The organism is Bacillus sp. ISL-77 (assembly GCF_018613105.1).
This window is the reverse complement of record NZ_JAGGQY010000062.1, coordinates 27828-50976: the sequence shown is the minus strand read 5'-3', so window position 1 is coordinate 50976 and position 23149 is coordinate 27828. Positions and strand designations below refer to the sequence as shown.

Here is a 23149-nt window from a genome sequence, read left to right as displayed (position 1 = left end):
AGAGTAGGACGTTGCCAGGCACATCTAAGACAACCAGAAATGGTTGTTTTTTTGTTTGTCATCTGTAAGGACAATGACAATAGTAAAAAAGTACGAAGTGTTTTCAAAGAAATTACAAATAGACATACACCCAAATGCTAATTGTTACATAATATATTAATTAAGATGACGGGGAAAAGATTATTCAAAAAATTGTATACAAATAGGCACATGAGGGCAGAATGGATGTATGGAGGTGGAGGGATTGAGTTCATTTTTAGCACAGAAGTATCATGAGGAAACGTGCGTTATTTGTGAAAACCAAAAACCAAAAGGCATACATCTATACACTTCATTTATTTGTACAGAATGCGAAAATGATTTAATACAAACAGATACAAACGATCCAAAATATAAATACTTTCTCAAACAACTGAAAAAAATAACCACACCAGAAATTTTTTCATAAAAGTCCATTATGGGCTTATTTTTTTGCATTCATATGAGATTGGGCACTGATTTTTTGTTAGAATGAAGTGAAACTTCCAGCAGTGGGGGTTTCTTGCCGGCCAATAAGGCTGAATAAACGAAGCTCTTAGAAGGAAGTAAACAAATGAATAATCAATTAAAAACACCTTTGTATGATGTGTTAATCGACCATGTCAAAAAGAACCCTATCTCCTTTCATGTCCCTGGACATAAATATGGTACTATAAATCAACCAGAAGCAAATCGTTATTTTAAGCAAATTTTACAAATTGATGCGACGGAGTTATCGGGATTAGATGATCTACATTCGCCAGAAGGGGCGATACTTGAAGCAGAGTCACTACTAGCTAGCCTATTTCAAACCCAAAAGAGTTATTTCCTTGTGAATGGTTCCACCGTAGGCAATCTAGCAATGATTATGGCAGCTTGCTCAGATGGAACAAAGGTTCTTGTTCAAAGAAATTGCCATAAATCCATTTTAAATGGACTAAGCTTGGCAAAAGCTGACCCCGTGTTTCTCGAGCCTGAATTTGACCAGGAGTGGAAAGTCCCTTCTGGTATACGTATAGAAACGGTTAAAGAAGCTATTAACTTATATCCGGATGCAAAAGCACTCATTTTGACTTATCCGAACTACTATGGAATGGGATATGATTTACAAGAAATAATCAAAGAAGCACATCTGCATGATATCCCTGTGTTAGTGGATGAGGCACATGGACCACATTTTATCCTGGGAGCTCCTTTCCCGCCCTCAGCCCTTCAATTGGGTGCAGATGTTGTGGTTCAATCAGCACATAAGACGCTTCCCGCGATGACGATGGGATCCTTTTTACATGTGAATAGCCAGTTGATTAATGGCAATAAGGTAAAGGAATACTTAGCCATGTTCCAATCAAGCAGCCCGTCCTATCCGATTATGGCATCCTTGGACCTGGCCAGAAATTATTTAGCTACATATAAACCAAACGATTTAACCTTTCTTTTGAATGAGATCCAACGCTTTAAAGAGATGTTGGCGGAAATTCCAGCAATCCGGGTGTTAGAATACCCAAATGATAACGGCGATCCTTTAAAATTAACCATCCAGTCCCGCTCAGGGTTAAATGGCTTTAAGCTCCAAAGAAGATTAGAAGAGGGATCCATTTATACAGAATTAGCCGATCCACATAATGTGCTCTTTATTCTTCCTTTATTAAAAGAAAGACAAAGCTTTCCTTTGGAAGAAGCGGTCCTGAAAATTAAGAAGGCGCTAGCTGGTTTACCTTTAAATGATGCTCAAGAGGTGTTTGAGGTGGCTAGTCAAAAAATCTCAACGTTAGCGATCCCTTTTAAAGAAATGGGTAATTTAATGGTAAAAGAAGTAGATATAACTGCAGTGATAGGTGAGGTATGCGCTGAAACGATTATTCCATACCCTCCGGGTATTCCCTTGCTGATAAAGGGTGAAAGGATAACCAAAGATAAACTCAGTCAACTCGCCAGCCTGTTAAAATCCGGCGCAAGATTTCAAGGCGGCTCCCGATTAAAAGATGGTCTTATAAAGACCTTTTACACAGCTTAAGAGATAGATACAGTTTTGGAGGTTTTATTTAAATGGATAAAGGAATATTTATAACATTTGAGGGCCCGGATGGTGCGGGAAAGTCAACAATTATTAACATGGTAGCCCAGCAGCTTGGAAACGTACTGCTAACGCGAGAACCAGGCGGGATTGATATCGCGGAACAGATTCGTGCCGTGATTTTAGATAAAGAAAATACTGCGATGGACCCGCGGACAGAAGCCTTACTCTATGCTGCTGCAAGAAGGCAGCATTTGATAGAAAAGGTGAAACCAGCCTTAGCAGAGGGGAAAATCGTGTTGTGTGACCGGTTTGTTGATAGTTCTTTGGCTTACCAAGGCTACGCACGCGGGTTAGGAATTGATGAAGTTTTTGCAATCAACCAATTTGCGATTGAAAATTTGATGCCTGAGTTAACAATCTACTTTGATATTGAACCAGAGTTAGGCTTAAAGCGAATCAACAAAAATAAAGGCAGAGAGATTAATCGACTGGATTTAGAAAACCTGGAATTCCACCAAAAGGTTAGCACAGGATATCATCTATTAATCGAACGCTTTCCAGATAGAATTCAGTCTATTGATGCTTCCGGCACAGTGGAAGAGGTTTTTCAAGAAACCCTAAAAATAATAGTAGAAAAATTAGCAAAAAGGAAGCCTTCCCTGTAAGGCTTTTTTTTATCCTAAAATAAATATGTAGCCGTCCCTGCCATTACGAATGTAAGGAACTCTGTTACCTGTTATAATATAGGAAACAACAAAACTAGAATGGGATAAAAAAGAGAGGGTGGTTCGGATGAAACTGATCATAGCTGTTGTACAGGACCAGGATAGCAATCGGTTATCAAAGGCACTAGTAGATAACAATTTTAGGGCAACAAAACTAGCGAGTACAGGTGGATTTCTGAAGTCAGGTAACACGACCTTTATGATTGGTACTGAGGATATTCGCGTTGACCGAGCCCTCCAAATTATTAAGAACAACTGCAGATCCAGAGAACAGTTAGTTGCCCCTGTTTCACCGATGGGTGGAAATGCAGACTCGTATGTCCCTTATCCCGTTGAAGTTGAGGTTGGCGGGGCAACCGTATTTGTCCTTCCAATTGAGCAATACATGCATTTTTAAGCATAGTGAATGTCGGATAATTTTTAATGTAAGTGAGTGATGAGCTTGGTAAAATCATGGGAACAGCTAGAAGAGCTTCAGCCAACTGTGTTAAATATGCTAAAAAACAGTTTAGTGAAAAATCGAGTGGCCCATGCGTACCTTCTTGAGGGCATTAGAGGGACAGGTAAGCGGGAAATTGCGTTGTTATTAACGAAGTCCCTATTTTGCGAGTCCATCATTGATCGTTATAAACCTTGTGAACAATGCAAAAATTGTCGTCGAATCAATCATAGCAATCATCCTGATGTTCATATTGTTGAGCCGGATGGATTATCCATTAAGGTTGACCAAATTAGAAGCCTGCAGGTTGAGTTTTCCAAAAAAGGATTAGAATCTTTGAAAAAAGTTTATTTGCTTGTTCATGCAGATAAAATGAGTGTCAGTGCATCCAATAGTTTACTGAAGTTTTTAGAGGAACCCAATCCTGGGACAGTTGCCTTTCTATTAACAGAACAGCCGCAGAAAATTCTACCAACGATTCTTTCGAGGTGCCAAATACTAACATTTCATCCATTATCGCCTCTAGTTATGATTAAACAATTGGTGGAAAACGGCGTAGAACCGCTAAAGGCTCCGTTACTTGCTCAATTGACCAATAGCTTGGATGAGGCACATAAATTAAATGTCGATGAATGGTTTGCACAAGCTCAAAAAATAGTGGTAAAATTATATGAGGTGTTGAAAAAAAATCCGTTGGAGGCTATGGTAACGCTTCAGACTGACTGGTTTCCACACTTTAAAGATAAAGAACAAATTCACCGTGGTTTAGACCTTTTACTTCTTATTTTTAAGGATTTACTATATATACAATTAGATAGGCAGGAGCAAATTGTTTTTCGAGAGGAAAATAAACGGCTGCAACAATTTGCACTGCAAACATCTGGACGGCGCATATCGGATCAAATGTCAGCTATTCTTGATGCAAAAAGAAAGCTTGAGAGGAATATGAATCCTCAGCTGATGATGGAACAGCTTGTGTTAAAATTGCAGGAGGGATCTTCATTTGTATGATGTTGTAGGAGTACGCTTTAAAAAGGCGGGGAAAATCTATTATTTTGATCCAGGGGACCTCTCTATAGAAAAAGATGACTTTGTGATTGTTGAAACAGTTCGTGGAGTTGAGTATGGTAAAGCAGTCATCGCTCGCAAACAGGTGGAGGAGCATGATGTTGTCCTGCCACTAAAAAAAGTGGTGAGAATTGCCGACCCGAAGGATCGAATGATTGTTGAAGAGAATAAGCAAGCCGCAAAGGAAGCTTATGAAGTTTGTAATGAAAAAGTGAATGAGCATCAACTGGATATGAAACTGGTCGATGTAGAATATACATTTGATCGAAATAAAGTCATCTTCTACTTTACGGCTGATGGAAGAGTTGATTTCCGGGAGCTTGTGAAGGATTTAGCAGCTATTTTTAGGACGAGAATTGAATTACGCCAGATTGGTGTCCGCGATGAAGCGAAGATGCTTGGTGGTATCGGGCCCTGTGGGAGAATGTTATGCTGTTCGACCTTTTTAGGGGATTTCGATCCAGTTTCGATAAAAATGGCGAAGGATCAGAACCTTTCATTGAATCCTACAAAAATATCTGGATTATGCGGAAGGCTGATGTGTTGTTTAAAATATGAAAATGATGAATATGAATCTGCTAAAGCATTGCTGCCGGATTTAGGGGAATTCATTGAAACACCACAGGGTAGAGGAAAAGTAGTAGGATTAAATATATTAGAGCGGGTACTGCAGGTTGAACTAAAGGAACAGGATCGAGTTCTGGAGTATACCTTGGAGGAAATCAATAAAGAAGGTGCCTTTTCTATACAATCCACAGATTAACGAGGTGGAAGACGTGGATAAAAAAGAAATATTTGAATCAGTAAGTAATATGGAAACACAAATTGGCCATCTTTACCAGCAGCTGGGAGAATTAAAGCAGCATTTAGCCGAAATACTAGAAGAGAATCATTATTTAAAGCTTGAAAATGAACATTTGAGACGCCGTTTAGATGTAACGACTGAAGCGGAAAAAAAGGTAACAGAGAATAAAAAGGGGGCAGCCCTGCCCGAGTCACCGGGGGTAAAGCCATTTGATGTTGGGGAAGGATATGATAACCTCGCCCGTCTCTATCAAGAAGGGTTTCATATCTGTAACCTTCATTTTGGAAGTTTACGCAAGGAAGGCGATTGTTTATTCTGTCTTTCCTTTCTTAATAAGAAATAACCTTAAGAGGCTGACAAAAATCAGCCTCTATTTTCATACATTTAGGGGATGGATAATTTGGTCAACTTGAAGGAAGATGAACGGTTAGATTATTTATTAGCGGAAAACTTAAGGATTATCCAAAGTCCGTCTGTTTTTGCCTTTTCCCTTGATGCCGTTTTACTTGCAAGATTTGTATATGTTCCGATTCAAAAAGGGAACTTAATTGACCTCTGCAGCGGGAATGGTGTCATCCCTTTATTTTTAAGTGCACGAACAAAGGGCCAGATTACTGGTGTTGAAATACAGGAACGGCTTTACGATATGGCGGTAAGAAGCATTGAATATAATGGACTAGAACCCCGACTGCAAATGATTCATGGTGATATCAAGGATATGCCTAAACAGCTGGGCCATGGGCAATTTGATGTCGTCACTTGCAATCCTCCGTATTTTACAACGGCGTCAAAGGAAGAGATGAATCCCAATGAACATCTAGCGATTGCCCGTCATGAAATTCTTTGTACACTAGAGGATGCGGTCAAGGCTTCAAGTCAATTGGCTAAACAAGGCGGCAAGGTGGCTTTTGTTCACCGACCGGGGCGACTGCTGGATATCATTACATTGATGAGACAATACCGGCTTGAACCCAAACGAATTCAACTTGTCTATCCGAAGAAGGGGAAAGAGGCTAATACGCTTTTAATTGAGGCAATTAAGGATGGCAGTCCGGATCTAAAAATTTCTCCACCGTTATTTGTTTATAATGATAACAATGAATATACACCAGAAATTAGAGAGATTTTATATGGAGAATAACGATCACTATTTTTATGTACTTACTTGTAAGGACGGTAGTTTATATGGTGGATATACGAATAATCTTGAACGCCGGATTAAGCTTCATAATGAAGGAAAAGGGGCAAGATATACGCGGGGCAGGGGTCCGGTCGAACTTACATACTATAGAAGCTATGAAAATAAAGGGGACGCGCTGAGGGCAGAATACTCCTTTAAGCAATTAAGCAGGAAGAAAAAAGATGAATTTTTAATGAAAGAAACAGGTGATGTGTATGTGGCAGCAAAAAAGCTTTGAGAATGAAGCTACGAAAGGGATCTTATATCTTATTCCCACACCAATTGGTAATTTAGAAGATATGAGCTTCCGTGCGATTCGACTATTAAAAGAGGCAGACTTAATTGCTGCAGAAGATACAAGAAATACAAAGAAGCTTTGTAATTACTTTGAAATTGGAACACCTGTTGTAAGTTATCACGAACACAATAAAGAAACGAGCGGCGATAAATTGATTCAAAAAGTAAAGGAAGGGTTAAAGATTGCGCTGGTAAGTGATGCGGGTATGCCTGCCATTTCAGACCCAGGTTATGAGCTGGTCGCAGCGGCCATTGAAGAAAAGGTAACAGTCGTTCCGTTACCAGGTGCAAATGCTGCCCTAACATCATTAATTGCCTCCGGTTTAGTGTGCCAGCCCTTTTATTTTTTTGGTTTTTTGAATCGAAACAAGAAAGAAAAGCGGGCGGAGTTAGAACACTTAAAGTGGCAGTCAGCTACGTTAATCTTTTATGAATCACCACATCGCCTAAAAGAAACGCTTTCGATTATGTCAGATGTCCTCGGTAACCGGAAGATCGCAATTTGCAGGGAGTTAACAAAAAAGTATGAGGAATTTATTCGCGGATCGATCGAAGAAGTAATCGCTTGGACCACGCAGGATGAAATCCGCGGAGAGTTTTGCTTGATTGTTGAGGGGACGGATCAGCAACAAGAGGAAGAACCAAGCTGGTGGCACAATTTAACGCTTGAAGAACATGTAAATCATTATATTTCTGAAAAAAATATCCCTTCGAAGGAAGCGATCAAACTAACAGCGAAAGATCGTGACATAAATAAAAGAGAAGTGTATCAGGCCTATCATGTCGAATAGATAGAGCTTAAGTGGGATACACCGCTGAACGATGGTATCCGCTTTTCAAAGAAAAAAAGCTCCAACACTAATTGAAGTGCCGGAGCTTTCTATTATTTTACTAATTCAAAGTTGTTTTGGATTTCTTGTAATAACTGTTCTGCACCTTCACGGCTAAGAATCAATTTACCGCCAGCAAGAGTTAAATTATCATCAGATACTTCTCCTGTAACTTGGCAAGTCATATTTGGCTTGTATTTCTTTAAGATAATACGCTCATCATCAACGTAAATTTCAAGAGCATCTTTTTCAGCGATACCAAGAGTACGTCTTAATTCGATTGGAATAACCACACGGCCTAACTCATCAACTTTACGAACAATACCAGTAGATTTCATTTTTATGATCTCCTCTCACATTTGCACTTATTTTTCTCTATCTATTTATTCGTCATTATTCGACAAAATTTTCATAACTTAATAATACAAGAAATTCCCATATCCGTCAATTATTTTATTTGGAAAAATAATAGTAAATTTATTCAATTAAGATGATGATCGTTGATTTAACAACGTTTTTTCTGAAAATTACCTATATTTAGCAGTGAATAATACTATTGGATTGTTGATAAAACAACTGTTCAATTCGGTATTTCTTCGACAAACTTCAACATAAATTGATGCGATTGAACTATATATCCTTCGCAGGAATTGAAGCCTTTATGGGTGTAATAGGAAAATATGAAAAAATAAAGGAATCAGGTAAAAGAGCGCCTCCTTGCACAAAAGTTGGTTTTTCGGTATATTTTGAGGATAGAAGCGGGAAAAAAGAGGCAATAATGGTTAAATAGAGCTTTGGACTCGCAAACTAGCGGAGGGATTAAGATGGAGAATAAATTAAAGACTTTTTACCTAACGACACCGATTTACTATCCAAGCGGTAATTTACATATTGGGCATGCTTATACAACTGTTGCAGGTGATGCAATGGCCCGTTATAAGAGGATGCGCGGCTATGATGTTATGTACTTAACTGGAACGGATGAGCATGGGCAGAAAATTCAAAGGAAAGCTGAAGAAGCGGGGATTACTCCGCAGCAGTATGTCGATGAAATTGTCGATGGAATTAAAGAATTATGGAAAAGACTCGATATTTCTTATGATGATTTTATCCGAACAACGGATGAAAGACATAAACAAGTCGTTGAAAAGATGTTTGCGAGACTGCTTGAACAAGGTGATATTTATCTAGATCAGTATGAAGGCTGGTACTGTACACCATGTGAATCCTTTTATACCGACCGTCAGCTAACGGATGGAAATTGTCCGGATTGTGGCCGTCCGGTGGAAAAGGTTAAAGAAGAATCATACTTTTTTAGAATGAGTAAATATGTAGATCGTCTTTTGCAGTACTACGAGGAAAATCCCGATTTCATCCAACCTGAATCTCGAAAAAATGAAATGATTAATAACTTTATCAAACCTGGCCTGGAGGATCTTGCTGTTTCAAGGACAACGTTTGATTGGGGGATCAAGGTGCCGGGGAATCCAAGGCATGTTATTTATGTTTGGATTGATGCCCTTTCCAACTATATTACGGCACTTGGTTATGGAACAGAAAATGATGCAAAATATTTAAATTACTGGCCAGCCGATGTTCACTTAATGAGTAAGGAAATTGTACGTTTCCACACCATCTATTGGCCAATTATGCTAATGGCATTAGATATTCCACTGCCCAAAAAGGTATTTGCCCATGGCTGGCTGTTGATGAAGGATGGAAAAATGTCCAAATCGAAAGGGAATGTGGTTGACCCTGTCACCTTAATTGATCGCTATGGTCTGGATGCGCTCCGCTATTATTTATTAAGAGAAGTTCCGTTTGGGGCGGATGGCGTCTTTACACCGGAAGGATTTGTCGAAAGAATCAATTTCGACCTAGCCAATGATTTAGGTAATCTTTTAAATCGTACGGTCGCAATGATTGAAAAATATTTCAACGGTGTTATACCTGATTATTCCGGTTCAGTTGGGGAATTTGATGCATCACTGCTGCAAGTTAACCAGGATACAGTTAATGTATACGAAGATGTAATGGAGAAGATGGAGTTTTCAGTAGCGTTATCTACAATTTGGCTGCTAGTCAGCCGTACCAATAAATATATTGATGAAACAAAACCATGGGCTTTAGCGAAGGATGAGGCGAATCGCGAGGTACTTGCTAGTGTAATGGCTCATCTGGCCGAATCCTTACGAAGAATTGCGATTTTACTGCAGCCATTCCTAACACGTACACCGAATTCCATCTTTACGCAGTTGGGTATTCAGGATGAGAGCCTTAAAACATGGGAAAGCCTCACTGATTTTGGTGTCATACCAAGCGGAACAAAGGTAGAAAAGGATGCACCGATATTCCCAAGACTTGAAATTGCTGAGGAAGTAGAATTTATTAAGACGAAAATGCAGGGTTCTGCTCCAGCAGTTGAAGAAGAGAAAGATGTAAAGCCAGAAGAAAAACCTGAAGAAATCGACGAAATTGCTATTGACGATTTTATGAAAATTGATTTGAGGGTAGCCGAAGTTGTTCAAGCAGAGCCTATTAAAAAGGCGGATAAATTGCTTAAGCTTCAGCTTGATTTAGGGTATGAAAAGCGTCAGGTCGTTTCTGGAATTGCCCAATATTATAAGCCGGAAGAATTAGTTGGTCGAAAGGTCATTTGTATTACCAACCTAAAACCAGTTAAACTTCGTGGTGAACTTTCACAGGGAATGATCCTAGCAGGTTCAAAAGATGGTCAACTTTCGCTTGCAACCGTCGATCAAACATTACCGAATGGTTCCAAGGTGAAATAATTATGATACTAAAGGCGCCCTTTTAAGGCGCTTTTGCTTTGTGAAATGTCCAGCTCCAACGCCCAGCGGCTAGTGTACTTCGCCCTTTTCCCTACGATAAGTCAAAGTGCTCCAGTCCATACGCCGCTAAACTGGCGTTTCCGTTTCCGCTTTTCGATGTTCCACGTGGAACATTTTTCGAGACATTTCTTTTTATTACTTGGTTATTGTTGAATATTGGCATTTCTAACGCGAATAAGAAAATGTTAGCGAAAAATAAAATTCTTTTTGAAAAAAATGGTGAAGGAGCAAAACTATGCTATTTGATACCCATGTACATTTAAATGATGACCAATATAACGAAGATTTAGAAGAAGTAATCACTAGGGCTCAAAGTGAGGGAGTCACTACTATGGTCGTGGTCGGGTTTGACCGCAAGACCATTCAAAGGGCAATGGAATTAGCTGATAGCTATGATTTTATCTTTGCCTGCATTGGGTGGCATCCCGTTGATGCGATCGACATGACCGAGGAGGATTTACGATGGATAGAGGAATTAACTGCCCATCCAAAGGTAGTTGCCATCGGTGAAATGGGCTTGGATTATCATTGGGACAAATCTCCAAAGGATATTCAGAAGGAAGTTTTTCGAAAACAAATCAGACTTGCTAAAAAGGTTAATCTTCCAATCGTGATTCATAATCGCGAAGCAACAGCTGATATTGTGGAAATTTTAAAGGAAGAAGGAGCGGAAGAAGTAGGCGGGATTATGCATTGCTTTAGCGGCAGCCCTGAAGTAGCGAAGGAATGCGTGAAAATGAACTTTTATATTTCTCTTGGAGGCCCTGTAACCTTCAAAAATGCCAAAAAGCCGAAAGAAGTAGCTGCTGAAATTCCACTAGATAAACTATTAATAGAAACAGATTGCCCATATTTGGCTCCCCATCCCTACCGAGGGAAAAGAAATGAGCCTAGTTATGTAAAATTAGTAGCTGAACAAATTGCCGAAATAAAAGGATTGACAATCGAAGAAGTGGCGGAAGCAACGACACGAAATGCTAAAAAATTATTCGCCATAAAATGATAGGGGAATTTGTCGAAGCTGGTGGAAGCTTGTCTTATATTTTAGCGATAACAAAAAGTTCTACATGTCTCCTTTTCTACATAGGATAACCGTGTCGATAAGTTTATCTTTGCAATATTCCCAACTTTGTGCATAATTAGAAATACCTTCGCACAGTATGCAAAGATTAACAGCCGACAGCATGGTTCATTAATCTCTCTAAGAAAAGGAGGCGTTTTTCATCGTATTCAAAAACATGAAAAACCTGTTTTCCAAGTCTTTGAGCCGGAAGACATTGACCATTGCTTTTGCTAGTTTCGTAGTTTTGCTAACAACTCTTGGTATTCTTTTTTACGAAGGATCAAAGAAAACTGTTGCCATCACTCTTAACGATCAGCAAAAGGTCGTGAAAACACATGCAGATACCATCAAAGAATTATTAGATGAATTGGATGTATCCACCCGCTCACAAGACTATTTGCAACCTAAGGCGAATGCAAAGGTGAAGGACCACCTGAAAGTCGTATGGAAGCAAGCTAACCAGGTTCACATTGTCAAGGACAACGAGAAAAAAACGATCTGGACGACAGCTGATACAGTGGCTGAACTCCTAAAAGAGCAGAAATTTGTTTTGAGCAAACATGACCAAATCTCACCTAGACCGCAAGCGGCAATACAAGATAAGATGAAGATTGGAATAAAAGAAGCATTTCATCTTACATATGTTGACGGCGGTAAAAAGCAACAAGTTTGGGCCACTTCGGCTACGGTCGCTGACTTTTTATCACAAAAGGGCATTCAGTTAAACACACTAGACCGAGTTGAACCGTCATTAACAGAAACCATCTCAGAGAATGGTGTTGTTAACGTCATTCGAGTAGAAAAAGTCACCGATGTAGTGGAAGAACCTGTTCAATTTGCTGTAGTAACCAAAAAGGATGAAAGTTTAGAAAAAGGCAAAGAAAAGACCATTACCGAAGGCAAGCACGGTCGCGTTTCTAAACAATATGAAGTCCTAATTGAAAATGGCAAAGAAGTAACTAGAAAATTAATTAGTGAGCAGAAGATTGCAGAAAAGCAAGATAAAGTTGTGGCTGTCGGAACGAAGGATTTATCGTTACAAGTTTCACGTGGTGCGGATGAGTCGGGACAGGAGTTTTACGTTACTGCAACTGCTTATACAGCGTATTGTAATGGCTGTTCAGGTAGAACAGCAACGGGACTTAATCTCCGTGCTAACCCGAACATGAAGGTAATTGCCGTTGACCCAAGGGTTATTCCGCTGGGGACAAAGGTGTATGTTGAAGGCTACGGCTATGCTGTAGCAGCTGACACAGGAGGGGCAATTAAAGGATATATCATTGATTTATTCATGCCATCCAATCAGGATTGCTACCGCTGGGGACGCAAAAAAGTAAAGATTAAAATTTTAAATTAGTTTACAATTTGCAGAGGGTCCTATCCTCTGCATTTTGCTTTTTTCATAAATTTCTTTATACTAACATCGAATACATATTGATAAAATGCTTCATCTTTATTTTACTTTATTGTATGAATGGATTCAATAATATAGACGATGTACATTACAAAAATGTTTCAAGTTTTTTTCATTTTTTATTTTTTTTATTACGGAGGCTCACACTTTTAAAATGAAGATTAAAGAAATTATAGTTGTGGAAGGTAAAGACGATACTACAGCGATTAAACGGGCAATCAATGCAGATACAATTGAAACAAATGGTTCAGCTGTAAATGAAACCACCATTGAAAAGGTAAGGCGTGCTCAACAGTCCCGAGGCGTAATTATTTTTACGGATCCTGATTTTCCTGGTGAAAAAATTAGAAAGACGATCGCTGAGGCTGTTCCTGGTTGTAAACACGCATTTTTAACGAAGGAAGCGGCTATGGGAAAAGCAGGGGAAAGCCTCGGTGTGGAACATGCAAGTCCTGAAGCCATCCAAGAGGCGCTTAAGGATGCCCAGACCATGCGTGAAACGTTTACAGAGGAAATAACGCAAGAGGACCTACTTACAGCTGGCCTTATCGGTGGTGAAGGGGCTAAAGAAAGAAGAATTATGTTGGGGAAAATTTTAAAAATTGGTTATACCAATGGAAAACAGCTTCATAAGCGCTTAAATGTATTCCAAATCAGTAAGCAGGAATTCGCTGAAGCACTAAGGGTTGTAAGTCAGGAGGAACTATATGAATAAAGATATAGCTACACCGGTAAGGACAAAAGATATTCTTAAAAAATACGGATTTTCATTTAAAAAGAGCCTTGGCCAAAACTTTTTAATTGATACAAATATCTTGAAAAAGATTGTTAGCTTTGCGAATTTAACAGAAGATTCTGGTGCGATTGAAATCGGACCAGGAATTGGTGCGCTTACTGAGCAGTTGGCCCGCACAAGTAAAAAGGTCGTCGCTTTCGAGATCGATCAACGTTTATTACCAATCTTAAATGATACCCTATCACCCTATCCCAATGTAAAAATTATACATAACGATGTATTAGAGGCAGATGTGGCAGAAGTTATTAGAGAAGAATTTAATGATATGGACGATATCATGGTGGTTGCTAATTTACCTTATTATGTTACAACGCCGATTATCATGAAGCTTCTTGAAGAACATTTGCCTATTCGCGGGATCGTTTGTATGCTCCAAAAAGAGGTGGCAGACCGGATTTCTGCACGGCCAGGGACGAAGGACTATGGCTCTCTTTCTATCGCTGTTCAGTATTATACAGAGGCAGAAACAGTGATGATCGTTCCAAAAACGGTTTTTGTGCCGCAGCCGAATGTGGATTCTGCCGTCATCAGGTTAACCAGGAGGGAACATCCCGCTGTTACGGTCACAGATGAAACATTCTTTTTTCAAGTGACCAGGGCCAGCTTTGCACAACGAAGAAAAACCCTGCTTAATAACTTAACAAGCCAGCTGCCCGAGGGAAAGCAAAAGAAAGAAGACATCCTCCAGGCCTTAAGTGCAAGCGGAATCGATCCTGCTAGAAGAGGAGAGACCCTTTCCTTAGAGGAATTTGGCCGCTTAAGCGAAGAATTATATCCGTTTTTCCACTAGACCCTTTTTATAGGGTCTATTTTTTTTCACAATAAAGCAAAGGTTTGCATAGCCTATGAGAGAAACTTTATTTAAAGGCCTTTTTGCTGGTCTTATTGGAGTGACGGCAGTGGATATAAAATTAATGGATATTGTCGGCAGGCGTTCGTATAATTGTGACATTCTATTTCGCGTGATAGATGTTCGAAAAATAAACGACCAGAAATTTGCAGTCCTATATGGAGAAGACTTTCGCCTTGTGGCAGACGCACCATACGAAGATTTGGTCGTCATCGACGATAATCAAAGAGTCAGATTGAAGAATGAATACCGGACGCTAGAGGAACAGTCTTTTAAGCTGTTTAAACAGGATGTTGAATTAATCAAGAACCGTCAGGAATATGAAGCGACCGGAGGATATGTAAAACCAAGTAATTATTTTCAAATGCCAGGGAAGGTTCTCCATCTGGATGGTGATCCATCCTATTTGAAGAAATGTATGACACTGTATGAAAAAGTGGGAATCCCTGTTTTAGGTATACACTGTAATGAAAAAGAGATGCCAGAAAAAATAGGGGAATTGATTGATTTATATCGCCCAGATATTCTTGTTATTACAGGACATGACGCGTATTCAAAGGCAAAAGGAAAAATGACGGATATTAATGCATATCGTCATTCCAAACATTTCGTCCAAACGGTCAAGGAAGCACGAAAAAAGATTCCCCACTTAGATCAGTTGGTTATTTTTGCAGGAGCATGTCAATCGCACTTTGAATCATTGATTCATGCTGGGGCAAATTATGCCAGTTCGCCCTCAAGAATTAACATCCACGCCCTCGACCCAGTCTATATTGTCGCCAAAATCAGTTTTACACCTTTTATGGAAAGAATTAATGTCTGGGACGTGTTAAAGAACACATTAACAGGTGAAAAGGGACTTGGAGGAATTGAAACAAGAGGAGTGTTACGAACGGGAATGCCTTATCGGCCAATCCAAGAAGAGGATGAATAAGCCTTTGCTGTCCGATAAGGCTTATTTTTTTTATTTCTGAGCCGATACATATTCCCATGCAAATAAGGTAACGATAAAAATGTTGAAATTTAGAAGAAAAAGTAGAATAAAAAATATTGACAATCTTTTTGTTTGACTGATATAATTTATGTTTTTGTTTGACATGACTATGTCAGTGTGTTATACTTTACACAGTGAGGTGGACCGAATGCCAAAAACCTTAGCCGATATTAAAAAGGCTCTTGACACAAATTTAGGGAAAAGATTACTGCTTAAAGCCAACGGAGGACGCAGAAAGACGATTGAACGTTCCGGTGTTTTAGCTGAAACTTATCCATCTGTTTTTGTTATTGAATTAGATCAGGATGAAAACTCATTTGAACGTGTTTCTTACAGCTATGCTGATGTATTAACAGAAACAGTTCAAATTACTTTCTACGAAGATGCATCAGGACATTTAGCCTTAAATTAGAATATAAGCAATACACAGCGGTAAACATTTGTTTACCGCTTTTTGCTATTTTAAAACAGTTTCATGAAAACTCTATATCTATCCCATACTAACAATGCTGTAGTATGAAAGGGGTTGTTTTAATGGGCAGAAGAAGAGGGATTATGTCCAGTCGCTTTAAAGAGGAGCTTGCGAAAGAGCTTGGCTTTTATGATGTCGTTCAAAAAGAAGGATGGGGCGGCATCAAGGCAAAGGATGCAGGGAATATGGTCAAGCGTGCCGTTGAACTTGCACAAGAACATTTGGCTAATCAGGGTCCTAGAGTTTAACTTATAAATAAGTCACTTCCGCTTTTGATATTAATCAATCACATACTTCAGCGAGACCAGAGGAAACTATCCTCTGGTCTTTAAATTATTTTTATACTCCATTTCATCTCAAATAGTTTCTTTTTTCTATAAAAAACTATGATAAAATATGAAATTTGATAGGATTTATCATATCTCACGTCTTAGTTTTATCATTTTGTGGTAAAATAGGACAAAATGTGGATTTTCGGACAATTAGAAAAGTAGAAGCGCCTTGCCCAGGGGCGACAGGCGTAAGACGAGCCGGCGAGAAGGTTGTTCTTTGACCTTCTTGACGGATTGGCTTATGACCCCGAGCCCCTAGGCGCTGGAACTGGACAATAAAGAAGTAGGTGGACGTAGTGAAGCTTTTAGTAAAAGCCCCGGCCAAAATAAATTTAGCATTAGATGTTTTACACAAACGCTCAGACGGTTTTCATGAGGTGGAGATGATTATGACCACTATTGATTTGGCTGACCGGGTTGAATTATCGTTATTAAACGATAATAAAATACATATTCATTCTCATAATCGCTATGTCCCAGATGACCAGCGTAATTTAGCCTTTCAAGCTGCACAGCTTTTGAAAGATCGATTTAATGTAAAAAAAGGTGTGCTGATTTCGATTGAAAAAACGATTCCCGTTGCGGCTGGACTTGCGGGGGGAAGCAGTGATGCTGCTGCTACATTAAGAGGTTTAAGTAAACTCTGGAATCTCGGTTTAACAATGGATGAATTGGCCGAACTAGGAAGCGAAATTGGATCAGATGTTTCATTTTGTGTCTATGGAGGTACTGCCTTGGCAAAGGGCAGAGGGGAAATGATTACCGAATTACCTGCCCCGCCGACATGTTGGGTGATCCTTGCGAAGCCCTTTATTGGGGTTTCAACAGCTGAAGTATACCGAAGACTAGATACCAATAAAATGTCCCATCCAAACATTCGGGGAATGATTGAAGCGATAAATGAACATGATTATCAAAAGGTATGTAAAAACGTGGGGAATGTTTTAGAAGATGTTACCTTAAACCTTCACCCTGAAGTTGCATTAATAAAAGAACAAATGAAACGTTTTGGTGCAGATGCCGTATTAATGAGTGGCAGCGGTCCAACTGTTTTTGGAATTGTTCAGCATGATTCAAGAATGCATCGAATTTATAATGGATTAAGAGGATTCTGTGACCAAGTATTTGCGGTCCGCATGTTAGGGGAACGGCACTCACTTGATTAAAAACGTACGAAAATGGTATTCTATAACTAGAATATTCGTGTTTTTGGGGGCATGTTATGAAATTTCGCCGCAGTGAACGTTTGATTGATATGACAAATTATTTACTAGATCATCCTCGGCAACTAGTTCCGCTTACTTTTTTTGCAGATCGTTATTCATCTGCCAAATCATCGATTAGTGAAGATTTGGGTATCATCAAAGAGACGTTTGAAAAAAGAGGAATTGGGACCATACAAACAGTGCCTGGGGCTTCAGGCGGGGTAAAGTTCTTTGTAAAAGTAAGTCAAGAAGCAGCAGCACCTTTTATTAATGAATTGTGTGAATTAATTGCTAAACCTGACAGGCTTTTACCTGGTGGATATTTATATTTAACTGATATATTAGGGGATCCTCAAGTAGTGCAAAACGCGGGGCGCATTATTGCCTCTGCCTATACAGATGCAAAAATTGACGTGGTCATGACCGTTGCTACAAAAGGAATTCCTCTTGCCTATGCTGTGGCAAGTCAGTTAAATGTTCCAGTTGTCATCGTTCGAAGAGATAGTAAAGTAACGGAGGGGCCGACAGTAAGTATTAATTATGTGTCCGGTTCAGCCAAAAGAATCCAAACCATGGTCCTTTCAAAACGAAGCATGAAACAGGATTCACGCGTCCTTATTGTCGATGATTTTATGAAGGCTGGCGGAACTGTCATGGGAATGATCAGCATGCTTGAGGAATTTAATGGGCATCTGGCTGGAATTGCAGTTCTAGTAGAGGCAGAAAAAATTCAGGAGCGTCTAGTCGATGAATATATTTCCCTCGTTCAGTTATCTGATGTGGATGTGAAGGAAAAAAAGATTAATGTTCAAGCTGGAAATTATTTTACTAAATAATTGGAGGGAATTTGGATGAAAACAGTTCAAACAAATCAAGCACCGGCGGCTATTGGCCCATACTCGCAAGGAATTACCGTAAATAATATGTTCTATAGCTCAGGGCAAATTCCATTAACAGCTGATGGAGCCTTGGTAACAGGCGATATTAAAGAACAAGCTCACCAAGTTTTTCAAAATTTACAGGCAGTTTTAACAGCTGCTGGTGCGTCTTTTGAAACAGTCGTTAAGACAACTGTATTTATTAAAAATATGGATGATTTCGCTTCATTAAACGAGGTATATGGTGAATATTTCTCGATCCATAAACCCGCTCGTTCGTGTGTCGAGGTTGCCCGCTTACCAAAAGATGTTTTAGTTGAAATTGAAGTTGTCGCACTCGTTAAGTAATTTAGTTAATTTCTGTTAATTTACTCCTGTGTTTACAATTGTTCACTATTTTGCCCTAAATTTTCTAAAATATTTTGAATATAAAGAAGGATTTCTGAAAAAGTTGTTGAATTTAATTACTTAGCTTTTTATATCAGAAAAGGGTGTGAGCACATGGAAGTAACTGACGTAAGATTACGCCGAGTTAATACTGACGGACGCATGCGAGCGATTGCATCAATCACTTTGGACAATGAATTTGTTGTTCATGACATTCGTGTTATTGACGGGAACAACGGTTTATTTGTAGCTATGCCAAGCAAACGTACTCCAGATGGAGAATTTCGTGACATTGCGCATCCAATTAATTCAGGAACGCGCGGTAAAATCCAAGAAGCTGTTTTGGCTGAGTACCACCGTTTAGGTGAATTAGAAGTAGAATTTGAAGAAGCCGGAGCTTCCTAAGGATTTTTACAACTAGGGCCTTTCTTCTATGAAGGCTCTTTTTATTGTTTTTAGTTAATCCCCTCCCCTTTATTCCCTCGTAAATTAACTCATTATTACAAAATTAGACTCTTCCCTCACATACCTTGAAAAGAGCGCCCATTTACGTTAATATTTTTAATGGATAAAAAGGTTAATTGGAGGACTTGAACATGCATAATCGTTATGCTGTGATTTTGGCTGCAGGGCAAGGAACGCGGATGAAGTCAAAGCTATATAAAGTATTACACCCGGTATGCGGAAAACCAATGGTACAACACGTGGTTGACCAAGTAATGAAGCTTAATATACAAGAAGTTGTCACAATTATTGGTCATGGGGCAGAAATGGTGCAAGCACAGCTGGGCGATAGCAGTCGGTATGCTCTACAAGATCAGCAGTTAGGTACTGCCCATGCTGTTAGTCAGGCACAGAGCCTGCTCGAAGGGAAAGCAGGAGTGACGATTGTTGTTTGTGGGGATACTCCTCTAATCAAAGCTGAAACGATGGAGTCTCTGTTTAAACATCATGAAGAGTTAGCTGCAAAAGCTACCATCCTCACAGCGAGAATTGAAGACCCAACAGGATACGGCCGAATCATTCGTAATAAAAAAGGCTTAGTTGAAAAAATTGTTGAGCATAAAGACGCCTCTGAAGAGGAAAGAAAGATTAATGAAATCAATACTGGTACTTATTGCTTCGATAATTTTGCATTATTTGAAGCCTTAAAGAACGTTTCAAATGAAAATGTTCAAGGGGAATATTATTTACCAGATGTGATAGAAATTCTAAAAAAACAGGGGGAAGTTGTCACAGCTTTCCAAACAGATGAATTTGAAGAAACATTAGGTGTGAATGACCGCGTGGCTTTAGCAGAAGCAGAACGAATTATGCGTGTCCGTACGAATGCAGCACATATGCGGAATGGGGTAACGATTATTGATCCTGCGAACACCTATATAGAAACAGAGGTTGAAATAGGGCAGGATACAGTTATCTATCCAGGAACGATGATCAAAGGCAAAACAGTGATTGGAGCAGAATGTCAGATTGGACCAAACTCTGAAATCGTTTCGTGTGAAATTGGTGCTGAAACGGTAATCCGTCAATCAGTTGCCCATAATAGCTCGATCGGTGCTCAAGTCAACATTGGGCCATTTGCCCATATTCGTCCAGAATCAGCGATTCAGGATGAAGTGAAGATTGGCAATTTTGTCGAAATTAAAAAGGCTGTCTTTGGAAAAGGAAGCAAAGCCTCCCATCTCAGCTATATTGGTGATGCTGAGGTAGGTTCCGATGTAAACATTGGCTGTGGCTCGATTACAGTGAATTATGACGGTAAAAATAAATTCTTAACAAAAATAGAAGATGGAGTCTTTATTGGCTGCAATTCAAATCTAGTTGCTCCTGTTACGATTAAGAAGGGTGCATATGTGGCCGCTGGTTCAACGATTACAAAAGATGTACCAAGTGAGGCCTTATCGATTGCCCGGGCACAGCAAGTGAATAAGGAAAATTACGTTCAAAAGCTTAATCTAAAGAAATAGGCTAAGAAATTTAGGAGGCTATTATGTCGAATCAATATTTAGACCCAAATCTTAAGGTATTTAGTTTAAATTCCAATCGTCCCCTTGCAAGAGAAATTGCTAAAGTAATCGGTGTTGAATTAGGTAAATGTTCTGTCACAAGATTTAGTGATGGAGAAATTCAAATCAATATTGAAGAAAGTATTCGTGGCGGTGACGTTTATGTCATCCAGTCGACTAGCCAGCCTGTTAATGAAAATATTATGGAATTATTAATTATGATTGATGCGTTAAAAAGGGCCTCTGCTAAAACGATTAATATTGTGATGCCATACTATGGCTATGCACGTCAGGATCGTAAGGCACGTGCTCGTGAGCCGATTACAGCTAAATTAGTGGCAACCCTGCTTGAAACGGCTGGAGCAACCCGTGTTATCTGTCTTGATCTGCACGCACCACAAATTCAAGGATTCTTTGATATTCCTACGGATCATTTAATGGGTGTACCTATTTTAGCTGACTATTTTAAAACTAGAGAATTCAATGGCGATATTGTCATCGTTTCTCCAGACCATGGCGGCGTAACAAGAGCTCGGAAATTAGCGGAACGGATGAAAGCTCCAATTGCGATTATCGATAAACGTCGCCCAAGACCAAATGTCGCTGAAGTAATGAATATCGTAGGTAACATTGAAGGGAAAACGGCGATTTTAATTGATGATATTATCGATACAGCTGGAACCATCACACTCGCGGCGAACGCTTTAATTGAAAACGGCGCATCAGAAGTTTATGCTTGCTGTACCCATCCGGTTCTTTCGGGTCCTGCAATCGAAAGAATTCAAAATTCAAAAATTAAAGAATTAGTGATCACTAATTCCATTGCACTTCCAGAAGAGAAAAAGATTGATAAGATTATTAACTTATCTGTAGCACCACTGCTTGGTGAAGCGATTATTCGTGTTCATGAGGAGCAATCTGTAAGTACTTTGTTTGATTGATGATAAGAATGAAGGGTCTGGCCTCTTTGGTCAGATCCTACTTTTGCTTATGTATAGTTACCTATTTTGGAACAAACAGTCCAAAAAAATGTTTAGACCGCCCTCTTTTGGGGCATTTTTATATAGACAGTTTTTGATAAAATAGGAGGGTAACTAAATATGAGTACTGTACTACAAGCAAAAGAACGGAAGGAATTCCGTCATTCCGCATTAAAGGCCATTAGAAAAAACGGGAACATCCCCGCGATTATTTATGGTGCGAAGGTTGATAGTAAGCCTGTGTCGATTAGTTCAGCAGACTTAACAAAAACGATCCGTCAAGTGGGCAGGAATGGTGTTATTTCTCTTGATGTAGATGGCAGTAAACAAGATGTTGTCTTAACCGATTACCAAGAGGACTCTATTAAAAAAGAGATCATACACGTTGATTTCTTAGCTGTAGATAAATCCTCAAAAATTAATGTGGATGTAAGACTTGTTCTCGTTGGGGATGCAGCAGGAGTAAAAGACGGCGGCGTGATGCAGCAACCGCTTCATCAATTAGCAGTTACATCGACACCGGATAATATTCCACCGCAAATTGAAGTGGATGTAACAAACCTACAAGTAGGTGAAACATTAACCATTGCCGACATTCTATATCAAGGTTCTTCTTTTACGATTAACCATGAGAATGATGAGGTAATCGCTTCGATTCTTCCACCAAAGCAAGAAGAGGAAATTAATGCAGGTGAACAACAAGCACCGGGACATCCTGATAATGAAGAAGGAAGAGAGACCACTCCGGAATAGAAAAGCAATCGCGCTCGGGCTAGACAATGTTCCAAGCACAATGTAAATTAAGAGTTGGAAGGCGTAATCTTCTTCAGGTTACGTCTTTTATCGCATTAAATATTTATGGGAGAAAAATCTATGTTTCGTAAAATATTTAAAAGGTTGGCTAAGCCAGAAGAGGTGGGACCCCAGATGAAGTTAATCGTTGGTTTAGGTAACCCAGGAAAACAATATGACCAGACGAGGCACAATATTGGTTTTGAAGTCATTGATGCTCTATCGAGTAAATTTGCGATCCCACTTAACCAGTCCAAATTTAAAGGACTGTATGGGATTGGTTTTTATAGTGGTGAAAAAGTAATTTTATTAAAACCGCTTACTTATATGAATTTATCTGGAGAATCAATCAGAGCTGTCATGGATTATTATGATATTGACATAGAAGATCTGCTTGTAATTTATGATGATCTTGATTTGCCGGTCGGAAAGATTAGACTTCGACAAAAAGGGAGCCCTGGCGGACATAATGGGATTAAGTCCACAGTAGCCCATCTTGGAACACAACAGTTCAACAGAATAAGGATTGGAATTGACCGCCCTCAGCCTGGAATGAGTGTGCCTGATTATGTTCTAGGACGTTTTCATCCGGACGAAAAGGCTCCAACTGAGGATGCAGTGAAGAAAAGTGCAGAAGCCTGCTCGTCATGGCTGGAAAAGCCCTTCTTACAGGTCATGAATGAATATAATCAGTAAATTGTTCATGACACAAGCCATTGTTTCATACAATAAAGCATTAAAACGAA

27 protein-coding genes are annotated in these 23149 nt (G+C 39.4%); 26 read left to right on the top strand and 1 reads right to left on the bottom strand.

The features are described 5' to 3' along the window. Positions 1–229 precede the first annotated feature (229 nt). The 10 genes from J7E77_RS23950 to rsmI all read left to right on the top strand — a co-directional run bounded on the left by J7E77_RS23950 (position 230) and on the right by rsmI (position 7340). Positions 230–448, top strand: a complete 219-nt coding sequence (locus tag J7E77_RS23950) for a sigma factor G inhibitor Gin (protein WP_214717327.1) — start codon at positions 230–232, stop codon at positions 446–448. Positions 449–592: 144 nt separating this feature from the next. After that, positions 593–2032 (top strand): aminotransferase class I/II-fold pyridoxal phosphate-dependent enzyme, encoded by a 1440-nt coding sequence (locus J7E77_RS23945; RefSeq protein WP_214717326.1) that lies wholly within the window; start codon positions 593–595, stop codon positions 2030–2032. Positions 2033–2064: 32 nt separating this feature from the next. Continuing rightward, positions 2065–2700 (top strand): dTMP kinase, encoded by a 636-nt coding sequence (gene tmk / locus J7E77_RS23940; RefSeq protein WP_214717325.1) that lies wholly within the window; start codon positions 2065–2067, stop codon positions 2698–2700. 127 nt (positions 2701–2827) lie between these two features. Next, positions 2828–3157 (top strand): cyclic-di-AMP receptor, encoded by a 330-nt coding sequence (locus tag J7E77_RS23935; RefSeq protein ID WP_214717324.1) that lies wholly within the window; start codon positions 2828–2830, stop codon positions 3155–3157. Between the two features lie 45 nt (positions 3158–3202). Continuing rightward, positions 3203–4210 carry a DNA polymerase III subunit delta' gene (gene holB / locus J7E77_RS23930; protein ID WP_214717323.1) on the top strand — a complete coding sequence of 336 codons (1008 nt, stop codon included), beginning with the start codon at positions 3203–3205 and terminating at the stop codon, positions 4208–4210. After that, positions 4203–5030 (top strand): PSP1 domain-containing protein, encoded by an 828-nt coding sequence (locus J7E77_RS23925; RefSeq protein WP_088084910.1) that lies wholly within the window; start codon positions 4203–4205, stop codon positions 5028–5030. The genes holB and J7E77_RS23925 overlap by 8 nt, the downstream gene beginning before the upstream one ends. A 49-nt stretch (positions 5031–5079) precedes the next feature. Then, positions 5080–5415, top strand: coding sequence for a DNA replication initiation control protein YabA (gene yabA / locus J7E77_RS23920; protein WP_251026543.1), 336 nt, complete (start codon positions 5080–5082; stop codon positions 5413–5415). Positions 5416–5472: 57 nt separating this feature from the next. Then, complete coding sequence (locus J7E77_RS23915; protein ID WP_214717321.1) at positions 5473–6213, top strand: tRNA1(Val) (adenine(37)-N6)-methyltransferase; 741 nt, start codon at positions 5473–5475, stop codon at positions 6211–6213. Further along, a complete protein-coding gene (locus tag J7E77_RS23910) occupies positions 6203–6490 on the top strand; it encodes a GIY-YIG nuclease family protein (RefSeq protein WP_214717320.1) in 288 nt (95 codons plus the stop codon). The genes J7E77_RS23915 and J7E77_RS23910 overlap by 11 nt, the downstream gene beginning before the upstream one ends. Continuing rightward, positions 6468–7340: a 16S rRNA (cytidine(1402)-2'-O)-methyltransferase gene (gene rsmI / locus J7E77_RS23905; protein ID WP_214717319.1), complete on the top strand. Its 873-nt coding sequence runs from the start codon at positions 6468–6470 to the stop codon at positions 7338–7340. The genes J7E77_RS23910 and rsmI overlap by 23 nt, the downstream gene beginning before the upstream one ends. Before the next feature lie 92 nt (positions 7341–7432). Here the strand turns inward: rsmI and J7E77_RS23900 are convergent, their stop codons facing one another. Next, positions 7433–7723 carry a transition state genes transcriptional regulator AbrB gene (locus tag J7E77_RS23900; protein ID WP_176525588.1) on the bottom strand — a complete coding sequence of 97 codons (291 nt, stop codon included), beginning with the start codon at positions 7721–7723 and terminating at the stop codon, positions 7433–7435. 480 nt (positions 7724–8203) lie between these two features. Between J7E77_RS23900 and metG the strand changes: the two genes are divergently transcribed. The 16 genes from metG (at position 8204) to pth (ending at position 23099) form a co-directional block, all read left to right on the top strand. Continuing rightward, on the top strand, positions 8204–10171 hold the full coding sequence (gene metG, locus J7E77_RS23895; protein WP_214717318.1) for a methionine--tRNA ligase: 1968 nt from the start codon (positions 8204–8206) through the stop codon (positions 10169–10171). A 295-nt stretch (positions 10172–10466) separates the two neighbouring features. Then, on the top strand, positions 10467–11234 hold the full coding sequence (locus J7E77_RS23890; RefSeq protein WP_214717317.1) for a TatD family hydrolase: 768 nt from the start codon (positions 10467–10469) through the stop codon (positions 11232–11234). Positions 11235–11469: 235 nt separating this feature from the next. After that, a complete protein-coding gene (locus tag J7E77_RS23885; RefSeq protein ID WP_214717316.1) occupies positions 11470–12651 on the top strand; it encodes a G5 and 3D domain-containing protein in 1182 nt (393 codons plus the stop codon). Positions 12652–12862: 211 nt separating this feature from the next. After that, complete coding sequence (rnmV, locus tag J7E77_RS23880) at positions 12863–13423, top strand: ribonuclease M5 (protein ID WP_214717315.1); 561 nt, start codon at positions 12863–12865, stop codon at positions 13421–13423. Beyond that, the gene (gene rsmA / locus J7E77_RS23875; RefSeq protein ID WP_214717314.1) at positions 13416–14294 is read left to right on the top strand and encodes a 16S rRNA (adenine(1518)-N(6)/adenine(1519)-N(6))-dimethyltransferase RsmA; all 879 of its coding nucleotides are present in this window, start codon (positions 13416–13418) and stop codon (positions 14292–14294) included. The genes rnmV and rsmA overlap by 8 nt, the downstream gene beginning before the upstream one ends. Positions 14295–14403: 109 nt before the next feature. Beyond that, positions 14404–15288 carry a sporulation peptidase YabG gene (gene yabG, locus J7E77_RS23870; RefSeq protein ID WP_214717331.1) on the top strand — a complete coding sequence of 295 codons (885 nt, stop codon included), beginning with the start codon at positions 14404–14406 and terminating at the stop codon, positions 15286–15288. A gap of 208 nt (positions 15289–15496) precedes the next feature. Beyond that, a complete protein-coding gene (gene veg, locus J7E77_RS23865) occupies positions 15497–15760 on the top strand; it encodes a biofilm formation stimulator Veg (RefSeq protein WP_066249244.1) in 264 nt (87 codons plus the stop codon). Between the two features lie 122 nt (positions 15761–15882). Next, positions 15883–16068 carry a small, acid-soluble spore protein, alpha/beta type gene (locus J7E77_RS23860; RefSeq protein ID WP_168241456.1) on the top strand — a complete coding sequence of 62 codons (186 nt, stop codon included), beginning with the start codon at positions 15883–15885 and terminating at the stop codon, positions 16066–16068. Between the two features lie 380 nt (positions 16069–16448). Beyond that, the gene (ispE, locus tag J7E77_RS23855; RefSeq protein ID WP_214717313.1) at positions 16449–17318 is read left to right on the top strand and encodes a 4-(cytidine 5'-diphospho)-2-C-methyl-D-erythritol kinase; all 870 of its coding nucleotides are present in this window, start codon (positions 16449–16451) and stop codon (positions 17316–17318) included. A gap of 56 nt (positions 17319–17374) precedes the next feature. Further along, positions 17375–18193 carry a pur operon repressor gene (gene purR / locus J7E77_RS23850; RefSeq protein WP_214717312.1) on the top strand — a complete coding sequence of 273 codons (819 nt, stop codon included), beginning with the start codon at positions 17375–17377 and terminating at the stop codon, positions 18191–18193. A gap of 15 nt (positions 18194–18208) precedes the next feature. Further along, positions 18209–18583: a RidA family protein gene (locus tag J7E77_RS23845; protein WP_168241459.1), complete on the top strand. Its 375-nt coding sequence runs from the start codon at positions 18209–18211 to the stop codon at positions 18581–18583. Between the two features lie 153 nt (positions 18584–18736). Continuing rightward, the gene (gene spoVG / locus J7E77_RS23840; protein WP_003347151.1) at positions 18737–19027 is read left to right on the top strand and encodes a septation regulator SpoVG; all 291 of its coding nucleotides are present in this window, start codon (positions 18737–18739) and stop codon (positions 19025–19027) included. A gap of 191 nt (positions 19028–19218) precedes the next feature. Beyond that, complete coding sequence (glmU, locus tag J7E77_RS23835; protein ID WP_214717311.1) at positions 19219–20592, top strand: bifunctional UDP-N-acetylglucosamine diphosphorylase/glucosamine-1-phosphate N-acetyltransferase GlmU; 1374 nt, start codon at positions 19219–19221, stop codon at positions 20590–20592. A 23-nt stretch (positions 20593–20615) separates the two neighbouring features. Further along, on the top strand, positions 20616–21572 hold the full coding sequence (locus J7E77_RS23830) for a ribose-phosphate diphosphokinase (protein WP_214717310.1): 957 nt from the start codon (positions 20616–20618) through the stop codon (positions 21570–21572). A gap of 159 nt (positions 21573–21731) precedes the next feature. Further along, positions 21732–22364, top strand: coding sequence for a 50S ribosomal protein L25/general stress protein Ctc (locus J7E77_RS23825; RefSeq protein WP_168241462.1), 633 nt, complete (start codon positions 21732–21734; stop codon positions 22362–22364). Positions 22365–22538: 174 nt separating this feature from the next. Continuing rightward, positions 22539–23099: an aminoacyl-tRNA hydrolase gene (gene pth / locus J7E77_RS23820; protein WP_214717330.1), complete on the top strand. Its 561-nt coding sequence runs from the start codon at positions 22539–22541 to the stop codon at positions 23097–23099. Positions 23100–23149: the final 50 nt, after the last annotated feature.